We start from the raw sequence: 20,266 nt of genomic DNA on the forward strand, positions 1-20,266 counted from the left end.
CTCAAGCCAACGATCACAAGGAACGACATGTCCACTTCTTCTCCGATCCGCGCGATCGTTACCGGCCACACTCGTGGCCTCGGCGCATCCCTTGCTGAACAACTGCTGGCGCGCGGCGTCGCGGTACTCGGCTTGTCCCGCTCGCGTCATGCCACGCTTAAAGAGCGCTTCCCGGCGCTGCTCGAAGAAATCGAACTTGAGCTTGCCGATCCCTCGCGCGTCGCCCAATGGGTCGCAACCGATGCGCTGCGCAGCTTCGTCTGCGGCGCGCAAAGCGTACTGCTGATCAACAATGCGGGCATGGTTCAGCCCATCGGTCCGATCGAAGGCCAGGACGCCACGGACATCGCGACCGCCGTGAGTCTGAACGTGGCCACGCCCCTGATGCTGGCGAGCGCACTCGCCGCAGCCAGCGTCGACGCAACCGATCGGCGTATCGTGCATATTTCCAGCGGCGCAGCGCGCAATGCGTATCCCGGCTGGAGCATCTACTGCGCGACCAAGGCCGCGCTCGATCATCACGCACGCGCCGTTGCACTCGACGCGAATCGCGCACTGCGTATTTGCAGCCTGGCGCCAGGCGTCATCGATACGAATATGCAGGCCGAAATTCGCGGCAGCGGCACCGAGCAGTTCCCGATGCGCGAAAAATTCGAAGACCTCAAACGCAACGGCCAACTTTCGACACCTGAGCAGTGCGCGACCCAGTTGCTCGACTACGCGCTCAGCGATGCATTCGGACAAACGCCGGTGGCCGATATTCGCGAGGTGGCGAAACAGGTCTGACTCGCGAGCGCCACGCTCCCGTAAAACCTCACCTTTCGGCTGATACGCTGATACTCACACGCCGGGCGCGACCATCGCGCCGCGCTCGGCCGCTCCAATCTCGCCGTGCGGCACGAACACATAGCCGCGTCCCCACACCGTCTGAACATAACGCGGCTCGGACGGATCGATTTCGATCAACCGCCGCAGCCGCCAGATCGACACGTCGAGGCTGCGCCCTTGATGCAGCACGCTATTGCCGCGTAATTTCTCGTTGAGTTGCACACGCGTGAGTACGGTCATCGCGTGATTGACGAAGATTTTCAGCAACGCGAACTCGGAGCTGCGCAGCGCAAAATGCTCGCTATCGCGGCGCAATTCGCGTGCGGAGAAGTTCAGCTCGCAACGTCCGAAGCGATACGACGGCCGCGTTTCCGGCGCACCTGGTGCGAACGTGCCGCGCCGACGCAGCAACACGCGAATGCGGGCAAGCAGCTCGGCTGGGTCGGCGGGCTTACTCATAAAATCGTCGGCACCGAGCTCAAGACCGATCACTCGATCGATCGCCTTGCTGCTCGCCGACAGCAAAATTACCGGCACGTCGTTGCCGCTCATCCGCAAGTCGCGCAATACGGCAACGCCGTCACCATGTGGCGCTGAGATGTCGAGCACCAGCAACGCCGGCCGTTCCATCTCGACCACGTGCTTCAGTCCGGCGCAATGCGGACGTGCGGACACACCGCAGCCCTGCCCGCGTAAAGATTCGCCCACTAAGGCCGTTAAGCCGGCGTCGGCGCCCACAAAAAGAATGTGCTGACTCATCCAACTGATTCCAGGAGACGATCGGTTTTCAGAGACAGGCGATGGCTTGCGGGAATAGCTAATCCGCTGACCGCTTGTCGTCCGCGTCGCCATCTTCCCCGTATGCAGGTGTTCTCAAAACGGGGAACAGCCCCCAAGGTTGGCAATTTCTTCCCAACTCTTTCAACGCGGAACGTGATAAGGGACGGCTCGCAAAGTCGCGGTGCAATGCGCGGATCGGCTCCCGAAAAGTCTCACCTTTGACACGGAGCGATTGGGGCCCGGCGCAAAGTGCCCATCGGGCCACTCCCGAAAAAGCTCACCTCAAGAGTGTGGGGACAGGCCGCAAAGGCATGCTGGGCGGGGCACCGGTGTTCCCGAACAGGCTACTCCCGCAAACCCTCACCTTTGGAGCAGGTCGAGTAATCTGCATACCCAGGTAAGAGGCGGAGCGTGTCAGGCACTGTGCGCGGCGGTGAGCCGTGTACTTTAGGGCGGTTGTGCAAATTGGCGCAAAGGCGATGGTGCCGAACAACGGCACCATCCTCCGTTGCACGGCATCAGTCTGTCGAGTGCGAATCGATCTTGCCGCTCACCGCCTTCAATCCAAAGCTCGCGACCAACGAAAGCGCCGCGCACACCGCCATGAAATACGCAGGCGCGGCGACATTCCCCGTCGACGAAATCAGCCACGTGGCGATCAATGGCGCGGTGCCGCTAAACACCGTGAAGCTGACATTGAACGTCAACGCGACGCCGCTGAAACGCACGCGCGTCGGAAACATGTCGGCGATGATGCAGGCGAACGTGCCATTAGCGAGACACGCGGCCACACCGGCCAATGCGAGCAGCAGCACGACATCGATCGTATGGCGGCTTGCTGCCAGATAGAACGGATAGCTCAGCACCATCAGGAGCAGTGAGCCGAAACGCAGCACAAAGCGCCTCGGCAGTTTGTCGCCGAGCCAGCCGGATAGCAGAATGCCCGTCGACACCACCGCGAGACCGACGTTCTGCCCGATCGCCACACGGCGCGGGTCGTAGTGCAACACGCGATCCAGGTAAGCCGGCATGTGCGCGAACAGCAAGCCGTTGAATGCGGCAACCACCGCTGTCGTGCCGATGCCGAGCAGCACAGGCCGCCAGTGCTCGCGCAACAGCTCTGCCAGCGGATGCTTCGCGGCGAGATGCTTCATCTCTGCGAACGCAGGCGTTTCTTCGAGCTTGCGGCGCAGCCAGAAACTCAGCAAGCCGATTGCGCCACCGAACAGAAACGCAATGCGCCAGCCGTACGTCGCGACATCGTCGCCACTCAAAAAACTGTGCACCGAGAGATTGACGGCCGCCGCCAGCAACACACCGGAGTTGACGCAAAAGAACACGATGCCGCACACGAGTCCCGCGCGCCGCGGCACGGTTTCGACCACGTAGGTAATCGAACCGGGCAACTCTCCGCCGAGGCAGAAGCCTTGCAGAAGACGCAGCAGGATCATCAACAGCGTGGCGCTGATACCCCACGTCGCATAGGTCGGCACGATACCCATGCCGATAGTGCACATCGACACGACGATCACCGACACGATAAACACGCGCCGGCGTCCATACCTGTCGCCGAAATAGCTGAGCACGATGCCGCCCACCGGTCGCGAGAGATAGCCGATCGCAAACACGGCGAATGACAGCATCAAGCCGACAATCGGATCGTGCATTGGAAAGAACGCACGGCCGATAAACTGCGCGAAGATGCCGTAGACGACGAAATCGTAAAACTCGAGCGCGCCGCCAAGACTCGCGAGGATGATCATGCGCCACTGCGAGCGCGTAAGCCGCGCCGGGGCACCTTCCGAAAATCTGGCGGATTCAAGACTGGACATGGTTGTCTCCTGCGTAGTGCTCGTTGCTGACTCACGACTCATGCGTCATGCGCTGATCGAGCAGAACCTTAACGATCTGCGAGACGTCTTCATCACCGAGTCCCTGTTCGACAGCTTCCTGCAACAGCTTGCGCACTTCGCCGACGGCGCGCAGCGGCGCGTTAGCCTCGTGCGCCAACTCCGCCACTGCGTCGAGGTCCTTCAGCATCGTTCTGATCGTGCCCGACGGACTCGACGGCGGCGTCAGCATGCGTGGCATCAAGGTTTGCAGCAGCACCGAATCGGCCCAGCCGCCTTGCAAGGCGGCCGGTATCGCAGCGGCGTCGATGCCGGCGCGCTGAGCAAGAACGCAGGCTTCAGCAATACCCGCGATGGTCGTCACGACAATCGCCTGGTTCGCGAGCTTGGTCGCTTGCCCCGCACCGGTGGCGCCCATGCGCGTGACACGCGAAGCATAGGCGCGCAGCAGCGGCTCGACCCCGGCGATATCGTTCGCGCTGCCGCCGCACATGATCGCGAGCGTGCCTGCCGCCGCGCCTGCCGTACCGCCGGACACGGGCGCGTCGATCCACGCGCCACCGGTCAGTTCGTGCCAACGCCGGGCGAGGCGCCGGGTCTCGGTGGGGGCGATGGTCGAATGGTCGATCAGAAAGCGCGGTGCGGCGGCCGCATGCGCAAGCCCCTGTTCACCGAAGACGACTTCTTCAACGGCGTGGCCATCGCCGAGACACAGCATCACAACATCGCTTGCCTCCGCCAGTTGCCTAGGCGAGTCGCTGACGATACCGCCCTCTGCTGCCAGCGCCGCCAGTTTCACCGACGATCGATTCCACACCCGCAGTGCGTGTCCGGCCGCGAGCAACCGCCAGGCCATCGGCTCGCCCATCTTGCCGATGCCGCAAAAACCGACACGCGGCGCATCCGGCGCGACGCCGGCGCTCATGCCTCATCCTCACCGATCGACGCTTCATATGGCCACTCCACGGCGCCCGAGTGGGTCACCGCGCCGAGATTCGCCGGCCGCACCAGCGCTTCGTATTTCTCCAGTACGCCGCCCAGGCGACCCCGTGTGAACGGCACGGCCTCGCTGGCGCGCCGCGCGAGTTCCTCATCGCTCAGTTCGACATCGAGCGTGCCTTTGTGCGCGTCGATATGAATCCGGTCACCGTCTCTCAGCAAACGAATCGGACCGCCTGCCGCCGCTTCCGGTCCGACGTAGCCGATACACATGCCGCGCGTCGCGCCTGAGAAGCGTCCATCGGTCAGCAGCGCGACTTTTTCGCCCATCCCCTGACCGTAGATCGCCGCGGTCACGCTCAGCATCTCGCGCATGCCGGGGCCGCCCTTCGGCCCTTCGTTGCGGATCACGAGCACGTCCCCTTCCTGATAGGTGCGCTTCGACACGACCGACATGCACGCCTCTTCGGTTTCGAACACGCGCGCCGTACCACTGAAGACCAGGGACTTCAAGCCGGCGGTTTTCAGACACGCGCCATCCGGTGCGAGATTGCCGCGCAACACGACCAACCCCGCGTTCTCGCTTAGCGGCTCGTTATGCGCACGGACGACACGGCCATCCGGGCCCGCGAACGCCTTCAACGCGGTCTCGAGCGTTTCGCCGGTTTGCGTCAACGTATCGCCATGCAGGAAACCACCTGCGAGCAGCGCATTCAGGACCGCCGGCACGCCGCCCACGTGATACAGATCCAGCGCGAGATACTTGCCGCCCGGCTGCAGATCGCCGATCAACGGCGTGCGGGCCAGCACCTCGGACACATCGTCCAACGTAAAGCGGATGCCCGCTTCGTGCGCGATCGCTGGAATGTGGAGCGCCGCGTTGGTCGAACCGCCGGTGGCGGCCACGGCGGCGCACGCATTTTCCAGGCTCTTGCGCGTGACCAGATCGCGCGGCAGCGGGCCGCCGTTTTTCAGCGTATTCATGACCGTTTCGCCGGCACGGCGCGCAATTGCAATGCGCTCGCTGTAGACGGCAGGCACCATCGCCGAGCCGAGCGGCGCGAGACCGAGCGTTTCGGCGACCATCGCCATCGTGTTCGCCGTGAATTGTCCAGGGCAAGAACCCGCACCCGGTGTGCAACGCTTTTCGATCCCACGCAAGGTTTCAAGCGACATGTCGCCGCGTTGCGCCGCGCCGACCGCTTCGATCGCGGTCAGAATCGTCGCCTGCGTGCCGTCCGGCGCAATGCCCGGCAGCATCGCGCCGCCGAACAGAAATACGCCCGGCACGTTCACCCGCACCATGCCCATCAGAATGCCGGGCAGCGTTTTGTCGCAACCGGCCACGCCGACGAACGCGTCGTAGCAATGCGCGCGCACGAAAACCTCGACGCTGTCCGCGATGATCTCGCGCGACACGAGACTAAAACGCATGCCTGAATGATTCATCGAGGTGCCGTCCGACACCGAAATCGCCGAGCCACGAATCGGCACGCCGCCGCCCGCCGCGACGCCGAGGCGCACGTTGTCGGACACGGCCGCAAGCGACATCGAGCACGGCGTGTTTTCGCCAAACGTATCGACAATCGCAACGAAGGGCTTTTCGATCGCCGCGTCGTCCATGCCGGTCGCCCGCAGGAACGCGCGATGCGGCGTGCGTGTGATGCCTTCGGTGACGGTGCGCGAGCGGTGTTTGTGGAGATTGCTCATGGTTTTTTCCTATACGTATCCAGATGCCGTGCGTTCAGCCGTTCAGCAACATGCCGTTCTCAGCGGCGATCACCTGACCGGTCATCGAAGGCGCATGCGCGACGATGAACCAGGCAAGGTCGGCGATCTCGCCGGGCTGCGACACACGCTTGAGCGGCGCGACACTCGTCATGCTGTCGACGATCTTCGCGTACGCCTCTTCGCCCAGCACGCGACGCGGCAAGCCATCATCCACCATGCCGGGCGCCAGCGCATTCACGCGGATATGCGGCGCGAGATTGCGGGCAAGCGAGAGGGTCAGCGTATTGACCGCGCCCTTCGAAGCCGCATACGCAATGGAGGAGCCCGTGCCGTTCAGTGAGGCCAGCGACGAGATATTGATCACCGCCGTGCTGTGCGAAGCAGTCGATGAATCGCGCAGCACGGGCACCGCGGCGCGCGTCATCTGAAACATGCCGATCAGATTCACGCGATACACGCGCTCGAACTCCATGTCGTCGACGGCGGCCAGATCGCCGTGCGGGATGAAGCGCGTCGTGCCGGCGCAGTTGATCAGCGCGTCGATGCGCTGCCACTTCGAGGCCACCGCATCGACCGCTTTCACGCACGCGGCGTCGGAACCGACGTCGACGTCGAACACCAGCGTCTCGGCGCCGAGTTGTTTGCATTGCGCTTCGACTGTCAACGCCGCTTCGCGCGTGCTGTCGTCGAAGTTACCGATCGCCACCGCCCAACCGGCGCCCGCAAAGCGCAACGCGGTGGCCGCGCCGATGCCGGTGGCCGCGCCGGTAACCATACAGACCTGCTGCGTCATCCTGCTCTCCTTATGCTGTTTTGCGCGCGGCCGGCATCGCCAGCACGATCACGGCGGCCAGCACCAGCGCGCAGGCAAGCACGATCATGCCGGGCAGCAAGGTGCCGGTCGCGTCTTTCAGAAAACCGATCACGTAGGGGCTCACGAAACCCGCCAGATTGCCGGTGCAATTGATCACCGCGATGGCCGCCGCGGCGCCCACGCCACCCATCAGCGCGGTCGGGATGCCCCAGAACACCGGCGCAATCGAATTGATGCCGATCGCCGCGACCACCAGCGCCGCCATCGAGAGCCATACGTGTTGACCGAGCAGTACCGAAGCCAGCATGCCTATGGCACCCAGCACCGCACACACGGCCACGTGCTTGCGCCGCTCGTCGTGCTTGTCGGCGTGACGCGCGATCAGGATCATCGCGACCGCACTGATCAGCGACGGCACCGCCGACAGCAAGCCGATATTCGCCACGCTCACCACACCGCTCGCGCGGATCATGGTCGGCAGCCAGAAGACCAGGCCGTAGTTGCCCATCGCGATGCAGAAGTACAGCAGGCCGAGCAACCAGACTTTCGGATTGGTGAACGCGCCCCGCACCGTTTGATGAGCACGCGTTTGCGCGTCGGCTTCGAGGTCGCACGCGAGCAGTGCCTTTTCCTCTTTGTTCAGCCAGCTCACCGACTCGATGCGATCGTGCAAGACGAAAAACGCGGCGATGCCCACCACCAGCGAGGCGATCCCCTCGATCAGGAACAGCCACTTCCAGCCGGCTAGCCCATGCACGCCGGCCAGTTGCTGCATGATCCAGCCCGACACCGGGCCGCCGATCGCCCCCGACACCGGAATCGCCGCCATGAACAGCGCGATGATCTGCGAGCGCCGGTTCGACGGAAACCACGTCGACAGATACAGCACGATGCCGGGAAAGAAACCCGCCTCGGCAACGCCGAGCAGAAAGCGCAGCACGTAAAACGAGGTCGCGCCGCTCGCGAACATCGTCAGACACGAGACGATCGACCACGTGACCATGATCCGTGCGATCCAGACGCGTGCGCCGACGCGATGCAAGATGAGATTGCTCGGCACTTCAAAGATGAAATAGCCAAGAAAGAAGATACCCGCGCCCGCGCCGTACACGGTCTCGCTCAACGAAAGATCCGTGAGCATCTGCAACTTGGCGAAACTCACGTTCACACGATCGATATACGCGACGATGAACGCGAGAAACAGAAACGGCACGATGCGCCAGGCGAGCTTGCGATACAGCGCCATGCGTTCTGCGGATTCCGCGGGTTCCGCTGGTTTATTGGGCACAGCGGGCCGTTCGGCGCCGCCGTATAGAGGGGTGCTCATGCTTGTCTCCTTCCGCGCGCTTGAATGCGCGCTGTGGTCGCGGCGATGCGGCGCGTGGAGGGACTCCGGTTATACCCTGAGTCATGCGATCGAAGCCTGGCTGCTATGCTCGACCCACTTGCTTCACGCTCTACCGTCCAGCCGATATTGGAGATTAGCCGGATTGAGCGTCGCACCGCAAATCACTGTTTTGGCGAAAGTCATTACCATTCAGTTATGTCTGCCGGGTAAAACACACATGGCAACCACCGAAAACGACGCAATCGATCGCTTCTTCCGCAGCGGACTGAAGCTGCCGCATCTGCGTATCCTGGTGAGCCTCGCGGAGCTCGGCCAGGTGACGCGGGTTGCGACCGCCTTCCACGTCACACAGCCGGCCATTTCGAAGCAGATCGGTGAAATCGAGGAAGCGCTCGGCGTGCCGGTCGCCCGACGGGTCGGCAACGCGGTCGAGTTGACGAGCATCGGCAAGGTGATGGCCGCACGCGGCCGGGAAGTCCTGCGACACATCGAACTGGCGCGCCGCGATGTCAGCGCGCTGACCACCGGCACCGCCGGTCACGTGCGCTTCGGCGCCGTCGTAACGATTCCGCAGCCGCTGATCGCGCATGCGGTCGAACTGTTCATGCGGCGCGCGCCGTCGGCGACACTGTCGTTTGTAGAAGCGACGCTCGACAAGCTGATCAAGATGCTCGACGAAGGCGAGCTCGATCTCGCCTTGGGCCGTAACCGGCTCGCCGACAACCAGGGCTTGTTGCGTCAGCAGACGTTGCATCGCGAGCCCTTTGTGTTCGTAGTGGGCGCAAGCCATCCACTCGGCAAGGTGGATATGCCGGTGAGCTGGAACGATCTGCGCTCGGCGCGCTGGATTACGCCGCTGAGAGGTTCACCCGCTTTCGCTACCTTGGCCGAGACGCTCGCGGGACAAGGCATCCCGCTCGATCGCGGCGCGGTCGAATCGAGTTCATTGACATTGAATCTGTCGCTGCTGATTGGGGGGGACTTCGTGTCGATCCTGCCGCTATCGATCGCGCGGCATCACGTGAGTCGTGGACGCATGCGCGTGCTGCCGCTCGCACCGCTCGAACCGTTAGGTGAAGTGGTACTGGTGTGGCGCGCGGACACCTCCGCGCCGGCGGCGGATCTGTTCAGCGAGTGCTTGCGGGAATCGTCGTCGGAATTGCTGGATGGTGAGGCGGAATGATGCGTGTGGGCTCACGTGTCGCTGATTACCCGTCGGCTCCCGAATGTTCTCACCTTTGAACTTTTTGAAGGCATTCGGAAAGCCGGCCGCCATCACGGCAACCGGCTCGTTCAACCAGGCAATCAGAACTTGTGGCGAATGCCCACGATCGCCAATTCCTGGCTGTCCGTCCCTGAATTCACGCCGTAACTACCGATCGAGGCTTGCGCGCTCACCACCTTGCCGCTCGCGTTCAGTGTGTTGCCGCTCGCCTTCTGGTAGCCCGCCAGCGCGTACAGTTCGGTGCGCTTCGACAGCGCGTAATCCGCACCGAGGTTGACCTGGTTGTAGTGCGCCGAGCTCGGGCCGGTGAGCGACGTGTAGTTATAGCCCACGCCGGCGCGCAGGGCCGGGGTGATCTGATAGTTGAAGAACAACGAACCGTTGTTGAACTTGGCCGTGTCGCGGAACGCGGAGAACGCATCGTTTGCGTACTGCGTGTTCGAGTAAGCCGCGCCGATGGTTGCCGCGCCGACTACGTACTGTCCGCCGACGCGTACGATCTGAATCGACTTCGCACTCGCAAAGCCCGCATTGATCACCGTGTTGAACAGTGAATCGGAACTGCTGGTCCACGTGCGCACATTCGCCGTGGTCGTGTTGCCGCCATTCGCGTAGAAGTAGCCCGCGCCGAGCGACAGCGGACCATTCGCATAGCCCGCGCCGAAGCTGTACGTCTGACCGTTGCCGGTCGCGCCGGCCACACCGCCCACACCGTACAACGCTTCCGCCTGGAAGCCGGCGAACACCGGGCTCACATACTTGACCGAGTTGCTCACGCGCAGACTGTTGTCGTAATTGTCGAGGTCGCCGGGCGTGGCGAACACGCCGCCGAAGTAGTTGTCTTCCGTGAGGCCTTGAACCAGATCGACGATTGGGTCGTATTGACGCCCCAGCGTGACCGCACCCCACGTGCCGCTCGACAAGCCGACCACCGCCTTGCGGCCGAATTCGCGCCCACCTTGGCCGAGTGCACCCGTGCCGACGTTGAAGCCGTTCTCGAGCTGGAACACCGTGGCGAGACCGCCGCCCAGGTCTTCAGTACCCTTGAGGCCCCAGCGGCTGCCGGACAGGTTGCCGCTGCTGAACTTCACGAGCGACGACTGATTCTGGCCGTTCGCGCCTTGTGCGTTATGCACATAAGCGATACCGGCATCGACGATGCCATACAGCGTGACGCTGCTTTGCGCCTGAGCGCCGGCAGCAAACAGAAGACCAGCAGGCAATGCTAGGAGAGAAAGACGTTTCATTTCTTGAGTTCCCGTATCAATGTTCTATTTGTTTAAATCTGGCGAAACGATACGAGAGGAATTTGCGTCGGCAAACGAACTAATTCTTCGATGAATATGAAAGCGACAGTCGCGTGGCTGCTTCTAAGGCCACGTATTGGCGTGATCATCGGCGTGCTTATTGGCGTGCTTATTGGCGTGACGTCACGCCGGGACGGCGGACAATTCGGAGAGTGCGTATTTCGAGGTCGCGAGGACTTCTGCGGGAACAGGGACATGCGCGCGCTGCACCAGCGCGCCGCTGCGGAACATCAGCAGATCGCCCGGTTTGCAGGCGGTCCATACTTCATCGGTAAGCGGTGTGGTGGCGATCACCGCCGTGCGATCGGCCGGCGTGCCACGCTCGGCGAAATCCACTGTCAGATCGCCGTCGACGAGACGCGCGCTCGAAAACGGCCAGTGACGTATCACGTACGACAGACGCGTCGAGCAATATGCGAATTGTGCCGTGCCGTTCGAAAGCACGAAGTTGAAAATGCCATACGGGTTTAGTGTGCGTGTCGCCTGCTCTATCACCTGGAACACGGCGTCGATGTCATCCGTGTCCGGGTCCACATCCGTGTCTGCGTAAGTGGCGAAATGCGCGTAAAGGCGATTCATGATGAAGCAGAACGCCGCTTCGCTATCGGTCGTGCCGACCGGCGCATACGGACCTTGCTCTGACTCACCAAGCGGTTGCAGGTCGCCGTTATGCGCGAACACCCATTGCTGGCCGCGCAACGTGCGCATGAACGGGTGGCAGTTTTCCACGCTTGCGCCGCCTTGCGTCGCCTTGCGAATATGCGCGACGACATTGCGCGACTTGATCGGATAGCTCTTCAGAAACTCCGCTACCGGCGACTGATACGCGGGCTTTTCATCGACGAACACGCGGCACGCGCGATCTTCATAGAAGGCCACGCCCCAGCCGTCGACATGATGGTCGGTGAGGCCGCCGCGTGCGGCAAAGCCTGTCAGCGAGAAACTGACGTCAGTGGGTTCGGCGCAGCTGAGGGCGAGCAATTGGCACATATCCGCGGCCGCCCTATGCCCATTGCGCCGGAACGTGCGGGAACGTGACGACATCCGCGGTTGCGGCGCCAGCGCTTTTTGAAGTTTTCGCGGCCATCACGTGTCATCCCAGTCGTTCACATTCACTGGGAGACTAGCGTGTTTCAATCACCGCCGTTATAGCGAATCATGCTTTGCAAATCACCGGCGCGCGGGCTCCCGAAAACCCTCACCTTTGGCCGATCCGCCATGCATGCAGCGTCTAGCTCGCCAGCTTGCGGAACGTTTCCAGCACTGCGTCGCCCTTGAACGGTTTGACGATCCAGCCTTTCACCCCTGCCGCCTTGCCGCGCTCTTTCATCGCCGGACTGCTCTCGGTCGTCAGCATGATAACGTTGACGGTCGTGTTCGCGAGTTCGCCGCGAATCTTCTCGACCATCGTCAGGCCGTCCATGTTCGGCATGTTGACGTCGCTGATCACCAGCTTGATGCCGGGGCTGGCCTTCAGTTTCGCGAGGCCGTCCTTGCCGTCCACCGCTGTGTCGACGTCCAGACCGTTCTTCTTCAGAAAGCCGGCCACTTCGTCGCGCACCGTGCTCGAATCATCCACCACCAGAATTTTCGACATGTTTTTTCCTATGACAACTTTCAGAACAACTCAAGCTCACCGCTGGTTTCTTCGATTGCGTCCGTGTCCGCCACGAAGTCGATCGGCGCATGCGCGCACACGCATACCGTCGCGGCAAGCTGCGCGGAACCGTTAAGCGTGATCGAATATGACGACAGCAAACCCGGCTTCAATCCGGACAGATGCCCCAGACAACGCGCGCTCAATACATAAGGCGTCGACATGCCGAGGTCCGGGAAATAACGCAGCAGTTCCTGATTCATCGCGCCGCAGCACAGATTGCAGATTTCCAGAAAGACTTCCTGAAACGGCCGCTCATCGATTTCTTTCAGGTAGTAGTCGCGGGTGCTGCCGTTTTCGTCGAAGTGCAGGATCAGCAGCAGTCTGAACACGATCGACGAGATGGTCAGCACGACCACCTGTGTGTCCTTCGTCGCGCCCGTGCCGGCCTCGGCGAACGGCACAATCTCGCACGTATCGCCGGCATCCTGCGGCAAGCGCGTCTGCGCCGCCTTGCGAAAAATGCGCTCGAAGCTATCCTTCGCGTTGCCTGTGATCACATCGACACCTGATGCAGCTTCGCGTGGAACTGATTGGCGAGCGACTCGACGCTGGAGAGCGACGCCGCGATCATTTTGCCGCCCGCCTGGATGTCCTGGAACGTGGAGGTGGTGGTCAGGTCGTTGCGATGCAAACTGTCGCGATAGCTCTTCGACAACTCCTCGGAACGCGCCGCGAGCGCCCGCACTTCGCTGGCCACCACCGCGAAGCCGCGTCCCGCCGGACCCGCGCGCGCGGCTTCGATCGAGGCATTTAGCGAAACGATCACCACGTGCCGGACGATCGACGACAGCTCCTGATTCTTCGCGTGCATGTCATGGTTCTGCGTCATCAGCGAGATCATCTGCTCGTGCCACCGCTCGAAGGTTGCGCCGAGGCTCTTCAGACGCGCGGCCTCGCCGACAATCTGTCGCGCCTGCTGCGCCCACTGGTCTTGTTCGTCTGTCGCTGCTTTCAGCGTTGCACGCAGCGCTTCGACGCTGGCCGATTGCTGCATCAGCTCGTCGCGCAACTGTGCGGCCAGTGCTTCCATCTCTTGCGCGGCCTGCTCGTGTTTGCGGATCGCTTCACCATGTTCCGCGTATTCCGCCGACAACGCTTTGATCTGTGCGTTCGCTTCGGCGCGCAGCCGTGCCGTCAGCCTCGTGCTTTGCAACTTGTGCGCGACACATGCCAGCAGCGCGGTTACCGCGCTGCCTGCCACTGCCGCCAATACATACTGTTGAATCACAACCTATCCTTCCGAAGTCTGTCGCGAAGCGCGTCAATCAGCGTTCGACCACCGTTCAATCTGTCATCGCGTGAAGTTGCAGTTCGCCGGCATCGCCACGCGCTTCGATACCCAGCATATCGACGGCGACGCTATCCGGCAGGCAGACGATGGTCTGGAACTGGCGGAACGCGGCGCCCCTGTGATCGTCGGTAAAACGCAGTTCGATGTGGCCGTTCTCGCGCCTGAGGAAGTCGCGCACGGCGTCCATCCCCACGCCACGGCCCGACACTTCCGTGACCGTTGCAGCGGTTGAGAAACCCGGCCGGAAAATGAACTCGGCGATGGCTTCGTCGCTCAATTGTTCGTCGCTGCCGATCCAGCCGCGCTCGACGGCAATGCCGCGGATCCGTTCGAGCGCGAGGCCGTGACCGTCGTCGCTGAGCGTGATCCGCAGTGCCCGCTTGTCCACACCCACTTCGATATCGATCGTGCCGGCCGGCGTCTTACCGTGTGCGCTGCGCACCTCGGCGGTTTCGATACCGTGATCCATTGAGTTGCGTAACAGATGCATGAACACGTTGTTCAGCGTGCCGCCTGCCTGACCGCGCAGACGGTAGCCGTTGTCGTCGATGCGCACGATCGGCGCCGGTTTGCCCAGTTCTTTCGCGAGCGAAGGCAGCGAGTCCAGCACGCCGGACAGCGCCTCGCGCACGCTTTCGTTGCCGAGCGCGCGCAGAGTTTGGCGCATCGCATCGCGCATCGATTGCAATTCGTGGAGTTCGCTGGCGTTCGTCTTGTCCAGCATGCTCAGCGTCTGCTGAATCTGGTCTTTCTCGACCATCACGTAGCGGTAAGTGTTGCCAGCGCTGTTCGCTCCAGCGTTGCCCTTACGGCCAAGGCTATGTTCGTTGATTTTCGCGTAGCTCTCGATTGCCTCGCGCACGCGCGTCAGTTCCCGCATCAGATGTTCCTGATCCCACGAACGGTCCGCATCCGGTTGGCGCAGCTTGTGATAGCTCTGCTCGGTTTCATGGACGACGTTGGTCAGATGCGCCAGGTTATAGGTGCGCGCATTGCCCTTGATGGTGTGCATGTTGCGGAACAGCTCGGCGATCGCCGCATGGTCCGCTTCCGAATGCTTACGGATAATGCGCTCGTTCTCACTGACAAAGCCCGCGGAGCTTTCGATAAAGTGATGGAACTTCTCTTCGCTCACTGCAAGAATCTCGCCGATCATGTCGAGACGGCGGCGCTGTTCACTGGCTTCCGCAGCGAGCTTGCGCAATTCAGTGACGTCGCGCACGCACAGCATCAAACGCACGATGACGTCGTTTTCGTCCGTGATCGCCGACCAGCTGAGGTCGAGAATCTTCACGCGGCCATCGGCCATGCGCTTCGAAATTTCGCCGACCAGCAGATGCTGATTGAACGCGAAGTTGATGCAGTCTTCGCCGAGGCACGCATGCGCGGCCGCATCGACTTGCGAGAGCACGTCCGAGCCGAGATCGGTATCCGAGAAAGCCAGATCCATCAGGCCGCGCCCGGCGATGTCTTTCGTTTCGAAGATGTCTTCCAGATACGCCGAGTACTCTGAGTGGACCACTGCACCGTCGATCACCGTCAAAATACCCTGCTGCATGTTCTGCAACATCGCCTGAATGTCGGCGGTTTTCTGCTTGAGTTGCGCCGAGCTTTCCTGGATCTTTTCGATCATGCCGTTGAAGGCGACGATCGAATGGCCGATCTCATCTAACCGGCCCACCGGCACACGGCGCGTGAAATCCTGGCTCGACGCGATCTCGCTCATCATGGCTTGCATGCGGCTGAGCGGGCGGGTGATCTGACGGTAAAGCAGCGATCCGATCAAGGTCAGCAGAATAATCGCGATACCGGTGACGACAGCGATAGCCGTCGTGATGGTGGCGAGCGTGGCGTTCAGTGCGGTGATCGCCTCGTCCTTCTGGCGGTTCTTCTCGACGCGGAGCGTTTCGACAATACCTTCGAGCTCGTCGCGATATTGCGCGACGTTGGCGAACAGATACGCTTGCGCGAGTTCGTTCTTGCCGTCGGCCTTCATTTTCGCTGTCTCGGCGATAGCTGCGAAGTAGTTCTCGAGGCTGTCGTTGGCCTGGGAAACGAGACCTTGCTGGGCGTGGCTCGCGGCGTCTTTACCCTGCAGCGCGAGGGCCTGCTGCAAGGAGGCCTTTTTCTTCTTCAGTTCGTCTTGTGCCTGCGCGACCATATTGGCGTCTGGCGCGTAGACGAGCGTCATGGTGGCGAGTTGCACGTCTTTGACCTGCGAAACGAGGTCAGCCGAAGCAAGCGCGCTAGGCACAACACCCTCGGTCACTTTGCGCACTTCGGCTGCGCTGCCGCGCGTCTGATAGACGGCGTAACCGCCAATCGCCAATAAGGCGACAAACATCAAGACAACCAATAGCGTAATGCGATGACGGATAGTCATGTGAAACCCCCGCGGATGGCCTTTTGCGTCGGCCCTCGATCGGGGCAGCGCGTTTTTTGCAAAGTGTTGGGTGATACCTGCAGCCTGGTCGTGCTTGCAGCTTTGCTGAGTATTGCTGAGTCATGTTACTAAGCGATGACTACACTATTTTGAGTAGCGCAGAAGACGTTAAATATATTTCTAAAGTTTTTTAGTTTTAACGCCGTTAATCAAGGCCCATTAATTTTGTGTGCTGTCGCCATTCCAACACATTGCGCGCCAAGACTGGAATGCCGTCCGATCGTCGGCGCATGGCGTGGACTTGGTTCGAAGACGATGAGTGCTCGACGCGTCAGCCGATCGGCGGCAGATGTTTCGCCGCCTCACGCAAGGTGAGCGGCGACAAGATGTCCCGTGATCCGGATAGAAAGCGACTCACCGCTTGAGGCGCGTGCCATGCATAGTCGCGCAACGCCCAACCGATCGCTTTGCGAATGAAGAAGTCGCTTTCCCCGGCAAGCGAACACGCATAACCGAACAAGCGCGTTTCATCGGTTTGATCACGCCAGCCGAGCTGATGAATCATCGCAATGCGCCGAACCCACAGCGATTCATGCTGAAGCGCCGCATCCATCGAAGCCTGCGCCTGCGGCGTCTGCGCTCGCGCGGCTTTCAGCACATCGCCCACCACGCCCGCCAGCGGATCGATCGAATCCCACCAGGCGTTGCGCTGGGCGAGCGTGAGCAGATGCGCGATGTCTGCAATCGCCAGCGCCTTCCATTTGCGTGCTAACAGGTCAGCGGCCACGTAGTGATACTCGCGTTGCGGCATGGACCACAGGACGTTGGCACACGCGAGCAGGTGCTCGGCATTTTCCACCGGTAAGCGCTTGAACACTGGCAAGACCGCCTGCCGCCGCAACGGTGTCGGCACACCGATGAAGTCAAAGTTGTCTCGCATATACGCGCGCATGGCGACAGCGCGCTGTGCCTCGGCGTGCGGGGCGAGCGCGGCCTTGATTTCTTTGCGGAAAGCGTTGGGTGTCATGGCGTAATGTTCGCTCGATTGAGACCGCGTGCATCCGGTGGATGCCGGTCGGGTCTTCTATCACGTTACAATCGCCGATTTGATCACGCGAGGCAAGTGCTCCGAAAGGGTTCGTCATTCGATGCGCGCCCGGGCATGAACGCCTTGTCGCATGCTCCCGAATATCCTCACCTTTAGACATGAAGTGCGCGGACAGGTAGCACTATTCTCACCGCGCCGACTCCCGAATCTCCTCACCTATCGGTTTCTAGCGCCCCCCCAACCGCCACCTAACACCTTGTACAAGGTCACGAGATTGGCTTGCCGCGACAGACTATCCGTCGCGAGTTACTGCTGCGCGGTGTAGAGCGTGCGCTGCGCGTCGAGGAACGTGAGGAAGCTATCCGTGCCCGCCTTGTAACGCGCCTGGGCAAGCGTGTAATACCGCTGCGACGACGTCACATATTCGCGATCCGCCTCCACCTGATCGACGTAAGTCGCGCGCGTAGTCAGCGCACGGTATCGCGCACCCGCTTTGTTTGCATACGAAAGAGGATGTAAGAAGATTGGCGGTATCGGTCGTCCACCAGCGCGCATCAGGGTGAGGTTTGGAGCGCTCGCCACATCACCGGCGCGGCTATGAGGAGGACTCCCTGGAAATCCTCACCTTATTAAGGTGCGCACTCATCAAGGCGATTGCTCACCTCCTGGAATCACTCACCTTTGCAGACCATCTCCTGGAATTTCTCACCTTAGTGTGTCTTTGCATGTTTCCAAGGTGCTGTTCAGCGCATGGAACGACTCACCTTTGACGGAGATGATGCCGTCTCCTGGAATTCCTCACCATTGGTCGGGATAGCGCCGTCTCCTGGAATTCCTCACCATTCTTCACTGCTCGATGAACTCGAGCGGGAAAGCACCTGGTGTCGTCGAATCGCGTCTCGAGGTGAGCGTTTCCAGGATGGTGAGGACTTCCAGGAGCTGAAACCCGCATCGGCCGCGCCCTTCGAACCTTCGGCAATAGCTCTCCCGAAAAACCTCACCTTCGTCAACGCTGCCGCAAAACCTCAAGCGCTGGAATCAGTCGAAAGCCCAAACCCACAAATAGAAACCAAACCTTCTACTAAAACTTCACCTTCAACTGAAACCCGATCGTGAACGGAAGATCGTCCGAGGGGATTGGCGGAATCACGATGAAGTTAGCCCCGACGCGTTTGTACTCAACCATCACGATCGGCGCGATTACCGGCCCGATCGTATGGTTACGTCCCAGACCCCAGTTGCCATAGTTATAGCCCGAGATGATCCCGCCCATCGCCGCGATCCGCACGATGCCCCAGTGCGCGAATTCCGGCGCCCAGACGCCGCCGCCATAATAAGAAGGGCGCCGCAGCGAATTGCGAAAGCCGCCGGCAGTCAAGGCCCATTGATTGTTGAGCCAGCATTCGACACCAAGGCCCGGATTGAACTGTTCGAAATGCGTGTTCGGGTCCGGGTTGATGTGATACGAGCCGAGCATTGCGTCGACCCATACGCCGCTCTCGCACCAGTTGGCCGCATGCGCCGTGGACGCCGCGGCCAGACTCGCGACAAGCGCCACGGTCGTGTGCCGAATCTGCTTCTTTATCTGCCGAAAATGCATGATGTCTCCGTCACCGGTCGAGCGCCGGTGTCGTCTATGTTCGAGGTATTTCTGCTTGCCGTCCGTCGCGCACTGTACCTCAACCCGCACTGGCGATGTGGAGGACACGCTCGGGCGCGCGGGCACAGGACGTGCCCCACAGCGCAGATGAAACCATAACGGAGAACCGATGGCAAAGCGGTGAACACCTGGCAGGTGTCCACTTTCAACGTCATGGACAGGTCTAAAGGCCGAGGTCGGACAGGCCCGGATGATCATCGGGACGGCGGCCGATCGGCCAATGATAAAGGCGGTCGGCCTCGCGAATCGGCAGATCGTTGATGCTGGCATGACGGCGCGCCATCAGCCCGTGCTCGTCGAACTCCCAATTCTCGTTGCCATATGAACGGAACCAGTTGTTCGAGTCGTCGTGCCATTCGTAGGCAAAGCGCACGGCGATACGGTTACCCGTAAATGCCCACAGTTCCTTGATCAGGCGGTAGTCGAGTTCCTTTGCCCATTTGCGGCGCAACAGTCCGACGATCTCCGCGCGTCCATGCGTGAATTCGGCACGGTTGCGCCAGACGCTATCCGGCGTGTACGCAAGCGACACGCGCTCGGGGTCACGGGTATTCCAGCCGTCTTCCGCGGCGCGCACCTTCTGGATCGCGGTTTCGCGTGTGAACGGCGGTAGGGGCGGGCGGGTTTCGATCGGGTCGGCCATGGTGGCTCCTCAGTCAAGTCTCGGTACGCCGGGATGGCGGTCGTTTGCTTGGGGCTTTACTTGGGGACCTGCTCGCGGATTTACCTGCAGGTGGGTTCGATTCGCTTGCGGACTCGGCATTGAGCAAGGCTTCCGCGGCGGCTCGTGCATCGAGCGCGGCGTCGGCTTCGCCGCTCACCAGCGCCACGGCAATGGCGCCGTCGAGCAAGATCAGCCATTGGCGCGACAGGCGCGCGGCGCGGCGGACCTCCATGCCCGATTCGGCCGCATACTCATCGCACTGAGTTCGCACGAAGGCGAGCAGGCGTTCCTTGTGCTCACGCGCGACGATCCGGATCGGATCATCCGCGGAGGCGATTTCACCGGCCGCGTTCAGAAACGCGCAACCATGGAAGTCCTCTGACGCAAACCATTCGCGCAACACGTCAAACATGCCGAGCAGGTGTTTGCGCGCAGTCTTGCCATGTCGCAGCGTGCCCGCGATAAACCAGTTCATCCAGCGTTCGTCGCGCCGCTCCAGCGCGGCAGCGACCAACGTGTCTTTCGATTCGAAGTGCGTGTAAAAGCTTTTGCGCGCGGTGCCGGACTGCTTGACGATCGCGTCGACGCCGGTTGCATGAATACCGCCGGCGTAGATCAACGCTTCCGCGGCGTCGAGCAGCCTTTCACGCGCGCTGCCGGACGCGACCGATTCAGTTGGGGTTTGAGTAGCCATATGCGAAGAGTAGAACGATCATTCTCCTTCGTCAAGTTTTTGTA

At 61.4% G+C, this 20,266-nt stretch carries 19 protein-coding genes and 1 pseudogene; 3 read left to right on the forward strand and 17 right to left on the reverse strand.

Annotated elements, in window-relative coordinates; genetic code table 11:
• Positions 1–27 precede the first annotated feature (27 nt).
• Positions 28–786 (forward strand): SDR family oxidoreductase, encoded by a 759-nt coding sequence (locus PQQ52_RS07340; protein ID WP_408208524.1) that lies wholly within the window; start codon positions 28–30, stop codon positions 784–786.
• Positions 787–840: 54 nt separating this feature from the next.
• Here the strand turns inward: PQQ52_RS07340 and PQQ52_RS07345 are convergent, their stop codons facing one another.
• The 6 genes from PQQ52_RS07345 to PQQ52_RS07370 all read right to left on the reverse strand — a co-directional run bounded on the left by PQQ52_RS07345 (position 841) and on the right by PQQ52_RS07370 (position 8,269).
• Positions 841–1,587, reverse strand: coding sequence for a winged helix-turn-helix domain-containing protein (locus PQQ52_RS07345; protein WP_408208526.1), 747 nt, complete (start codon positions 1,585–1,587; stop codon positions 841–843).
• Between the two features lie 539 nt (positions 1,588–2,126).
• Positions 2,127–3,440, reverse strand: coding sequence for an MFS transporter (locus tag PQQ52_RS07350; protein WP_408208529.1), 1,314 nt, complete (start codon positions 3,438–3,440; stop codon positions 2,127–2,129).
• A 31-nt stretch (positions 3,441–3,471) separates the two neighbouring features.
• Positions 3,472–4,383: an NAD(P)-dependent oxidoreductase gene (locus PQQ52_RS07355; RefSeq protein ID WP_408208532.1), complete on the reverse strand. Its 912-nt coding sequence runs from the start codon at positions 4,381–4,383 to the stop codon at positions 3,472–3,474.
• Entirely contained in the window at positions 4,380–6,107 is a 1,728-nt protein-coding gene (gene ilvD / locus PQQ52_RS07360; RefSeq protein ID WP_408208535.1) for a dihydroxy-acid dehydratase, read from the reverse strand. The genes PQQ52_RS07355 and ilvD overlap by 4 nt, the downstream gene beginning before the upstream one ends.
• Positions 6,108–6,141: 34 nt before the next feature.
• Positions 6,142–6,921 carry an SDR family NAD(P)-dependent oxidoreductase gene (locus tag PQQ52_RS07365; RefSeq protein ID WP_408208538.1) on the reverse strand — a complete coding sequence of 260 codons (780 nt, stop codon included), beginning with the start codon at positions 6,919–6,921 and terminating at the stop codon, positions 6,142–6,144.
• 10 nt (positions 6,922–6,931) lie between these two features.
• Positions 6,932–8,269, reverse strand: a complete 1,338-nt coding sequence (locus PQQ52_RS07370) for an MFS transporter (protein ID WP_408208541.1) — start codon at positions 8,267–8,269, stop codon at positions 6,932–6,934.
• 238 nt (positions 8,270–8,507) lie between these two features.
• Here PQQ52_RS07370 and PQQ52_RS07375 point away from each other — a divergent pair, with 238 nt between their 5' ends.
• Positions 8,508–9,473: a LysR family transcriptional regulator gene (locus PQQ52_RS07375; RefSeq protein WP_408208544.1), complete on the forward strand. Its 966-nt coding sequence runs from the start codon at positions 8,508–8,510 to the stop codon at positions 9,471–9,473.
• A 122-nt stretch (positions 9,474–9,595) separates the two neighbouring features.
• Here PQQ52_RS07375 and PQQ52_RS07380 read toward each other — a convergent pair whose 3' ends face one another.
• The 8 genes and pseudogenes from PQQ52_RS07380 to PQQ52_RS07415 all read right to left on the reverse strand — a co-directional run.
• Complete coding sequence (locus tag PQQ52_RS07380; RefSeq protein WP_408208547.1) at positions 9,596–10,762, reverse strand: porin; 1,167 nt, start codon at positions 10,760–10,762, stop codon at positions 9,596–9,598.
• Between the two features lie 183 nt (positions 10,763–10,945).
• The gene (locus tag PQQ52_RS07385) at positions 10,946–11,812 is read right to left on the reverse strand and encodes a class II glutamine amidotransferase (protein ID WP_408208641.1); all 867 of its coding nucleotides are present in this window, start codon (positions 11,810–11,812) and stop codon (positions 10,946–10,948) included.
• 241 nt (positions 11,813–12,053) lie between these two features.
• Positions 12,054–12,419: a response regulator gene (locus PQQ52_RS07390; protein WP_028196001.1), complete on the reverse strand. Its 366-nt coding sequence runs from the start codon at positions 12,417–12,419 to the stop codon at positions 12,054–12,056.
• 20 nt (positions 12,420–12,439) lie between these two features.
• A complete protein-coding gene (locus PQQ52_RS07395; protein ID WP_408208550.1) occupies positions 12,440–12,979 on the reverse strand; it encodes a hypothetical protein in 540 nt (179 codons plus the stop codon).
• Positions 12,976–13,710 carry a methyl-accepting chemotaxis protein gene (locus tag PQQ52_RS07400; RefSeq protein ID WP_408208553.1) on the reverse strand — a complete coding sequence of 245 codons (735 nt, stop codon included), beginning with the start codon at positions 13,708–13,710 and terminating at the stop codon, positions 12,976–12,978. The genes PQQ52_RS07395 and PQQ52_RS07400 overlap by 4 nt, the downstream gene beginning before the upstream one ends.
• 55 nt (positions 13,711–13,765) lie before the next feature.
• Positions 13,766–16,156, reverse strand: coding sequence for a HAMP domain-containing protein (locus PQQ52_RS07405; protein WP_408208556.1), 2,391 nt, complete (start codon positions 16,154–16,156; stop codon positions 13,766–13,768).
• Positions 16,157–16,487: 331 nt separating this feature from the next.
• A complete protein-coding gene (locus PQQ52_RS07410; protein WP_408208559.1) occupies positions 16,488–17,183 on the reverse strand; it encodes a DNA alkylation repair protein in 696 nt (231 codons plus the stop codon).
• 237 nt (positions 17,184–17,420) lie between these two features.
• Positions 17,421–17,678, reverse strand: a pseudogene (locus PQQ52_RS07415) (TolC family protein); the annotation flags it as partial.
• A gap of 276 nt (positions 17,679–17,954) precedes the next feature.
• Between PQQ52_RS07415 and PQQ52_RS07420 the strand changes: the two are divergent.
• Positions 17,955–18,320 (forward strand): hypothetical protein, encoded by a 366-nt coding sequence (locus PQQ52_RS07420; protein ID WP_408208562.1) that lies wholly within the window; start codon positions 17,955–17,957, stop codon positions 18,318–18,320.
• Here the strand turns inward: PQQ52_RS07420 and PQQ52_RS07425 are convergent.
• The 3 genes from PQQ52_RS07425 to PQQ52_RS07435 all read right to left on the reverse strand — a co-directional run bounded on the left by PQQ52_RS07425 (position 18,286) and on the right by PQQ52_RS07435 (position 20,222).
• Positions 18,286–18,804 (reverse strand): hypothetical protein, encoded by a 519-nt coding sequence (locus tag PQQ52_RS07425; protein ID WP_408208565.1) that lies wholly within the window; start codon positions 18,802–18,804, stop codon positions 18,286–18,288. The two genes, PQQ52_RS07420 and PQQ52_RS07425, sit on opposite strands and share 35 nt — an antisense overlap.
• Before the next feature lie 223 nt (positions 18,805–19,027).
• Complete coding sequence (locus PQQ52_RS07430; protein WP_408208568.1) at positions 19,028–19,507, reverse strand: nuclear transport factor 2 family protein; 480 nt, start codon at positions 19,505–19,507, stop codon at positions 19,028–19,030.
• A gap of 13 nt (positions 19,508–19,520) precedes the next feature.
• Positions 19,521–20,222: a TetR/AcrR family transcriptional regulator gene (locus tag PQQ52_RS07435; protein ID WP_408208571.1), complete on the reverse strand. Its 702-nt coding sequence runs from the start codon at positions 20,220–20,222 to the stop codon at positions 19,521–19,523.
• Positions 20,223–20,266: the final 44 nt, after the last annotated feature.

Origin of the sequence: Paraburkholderia sediminicola, assembly GCF_046030555.1 — a bacterium.
GTDB classification, from domain to species: domain Bacteria; phylum Pseudomonadota; class Gammaproteobacteria; order Burkholderiales; family Burkholderiaceae; genus Paraburkholderia; species Paraburkholderia sediminicola_E.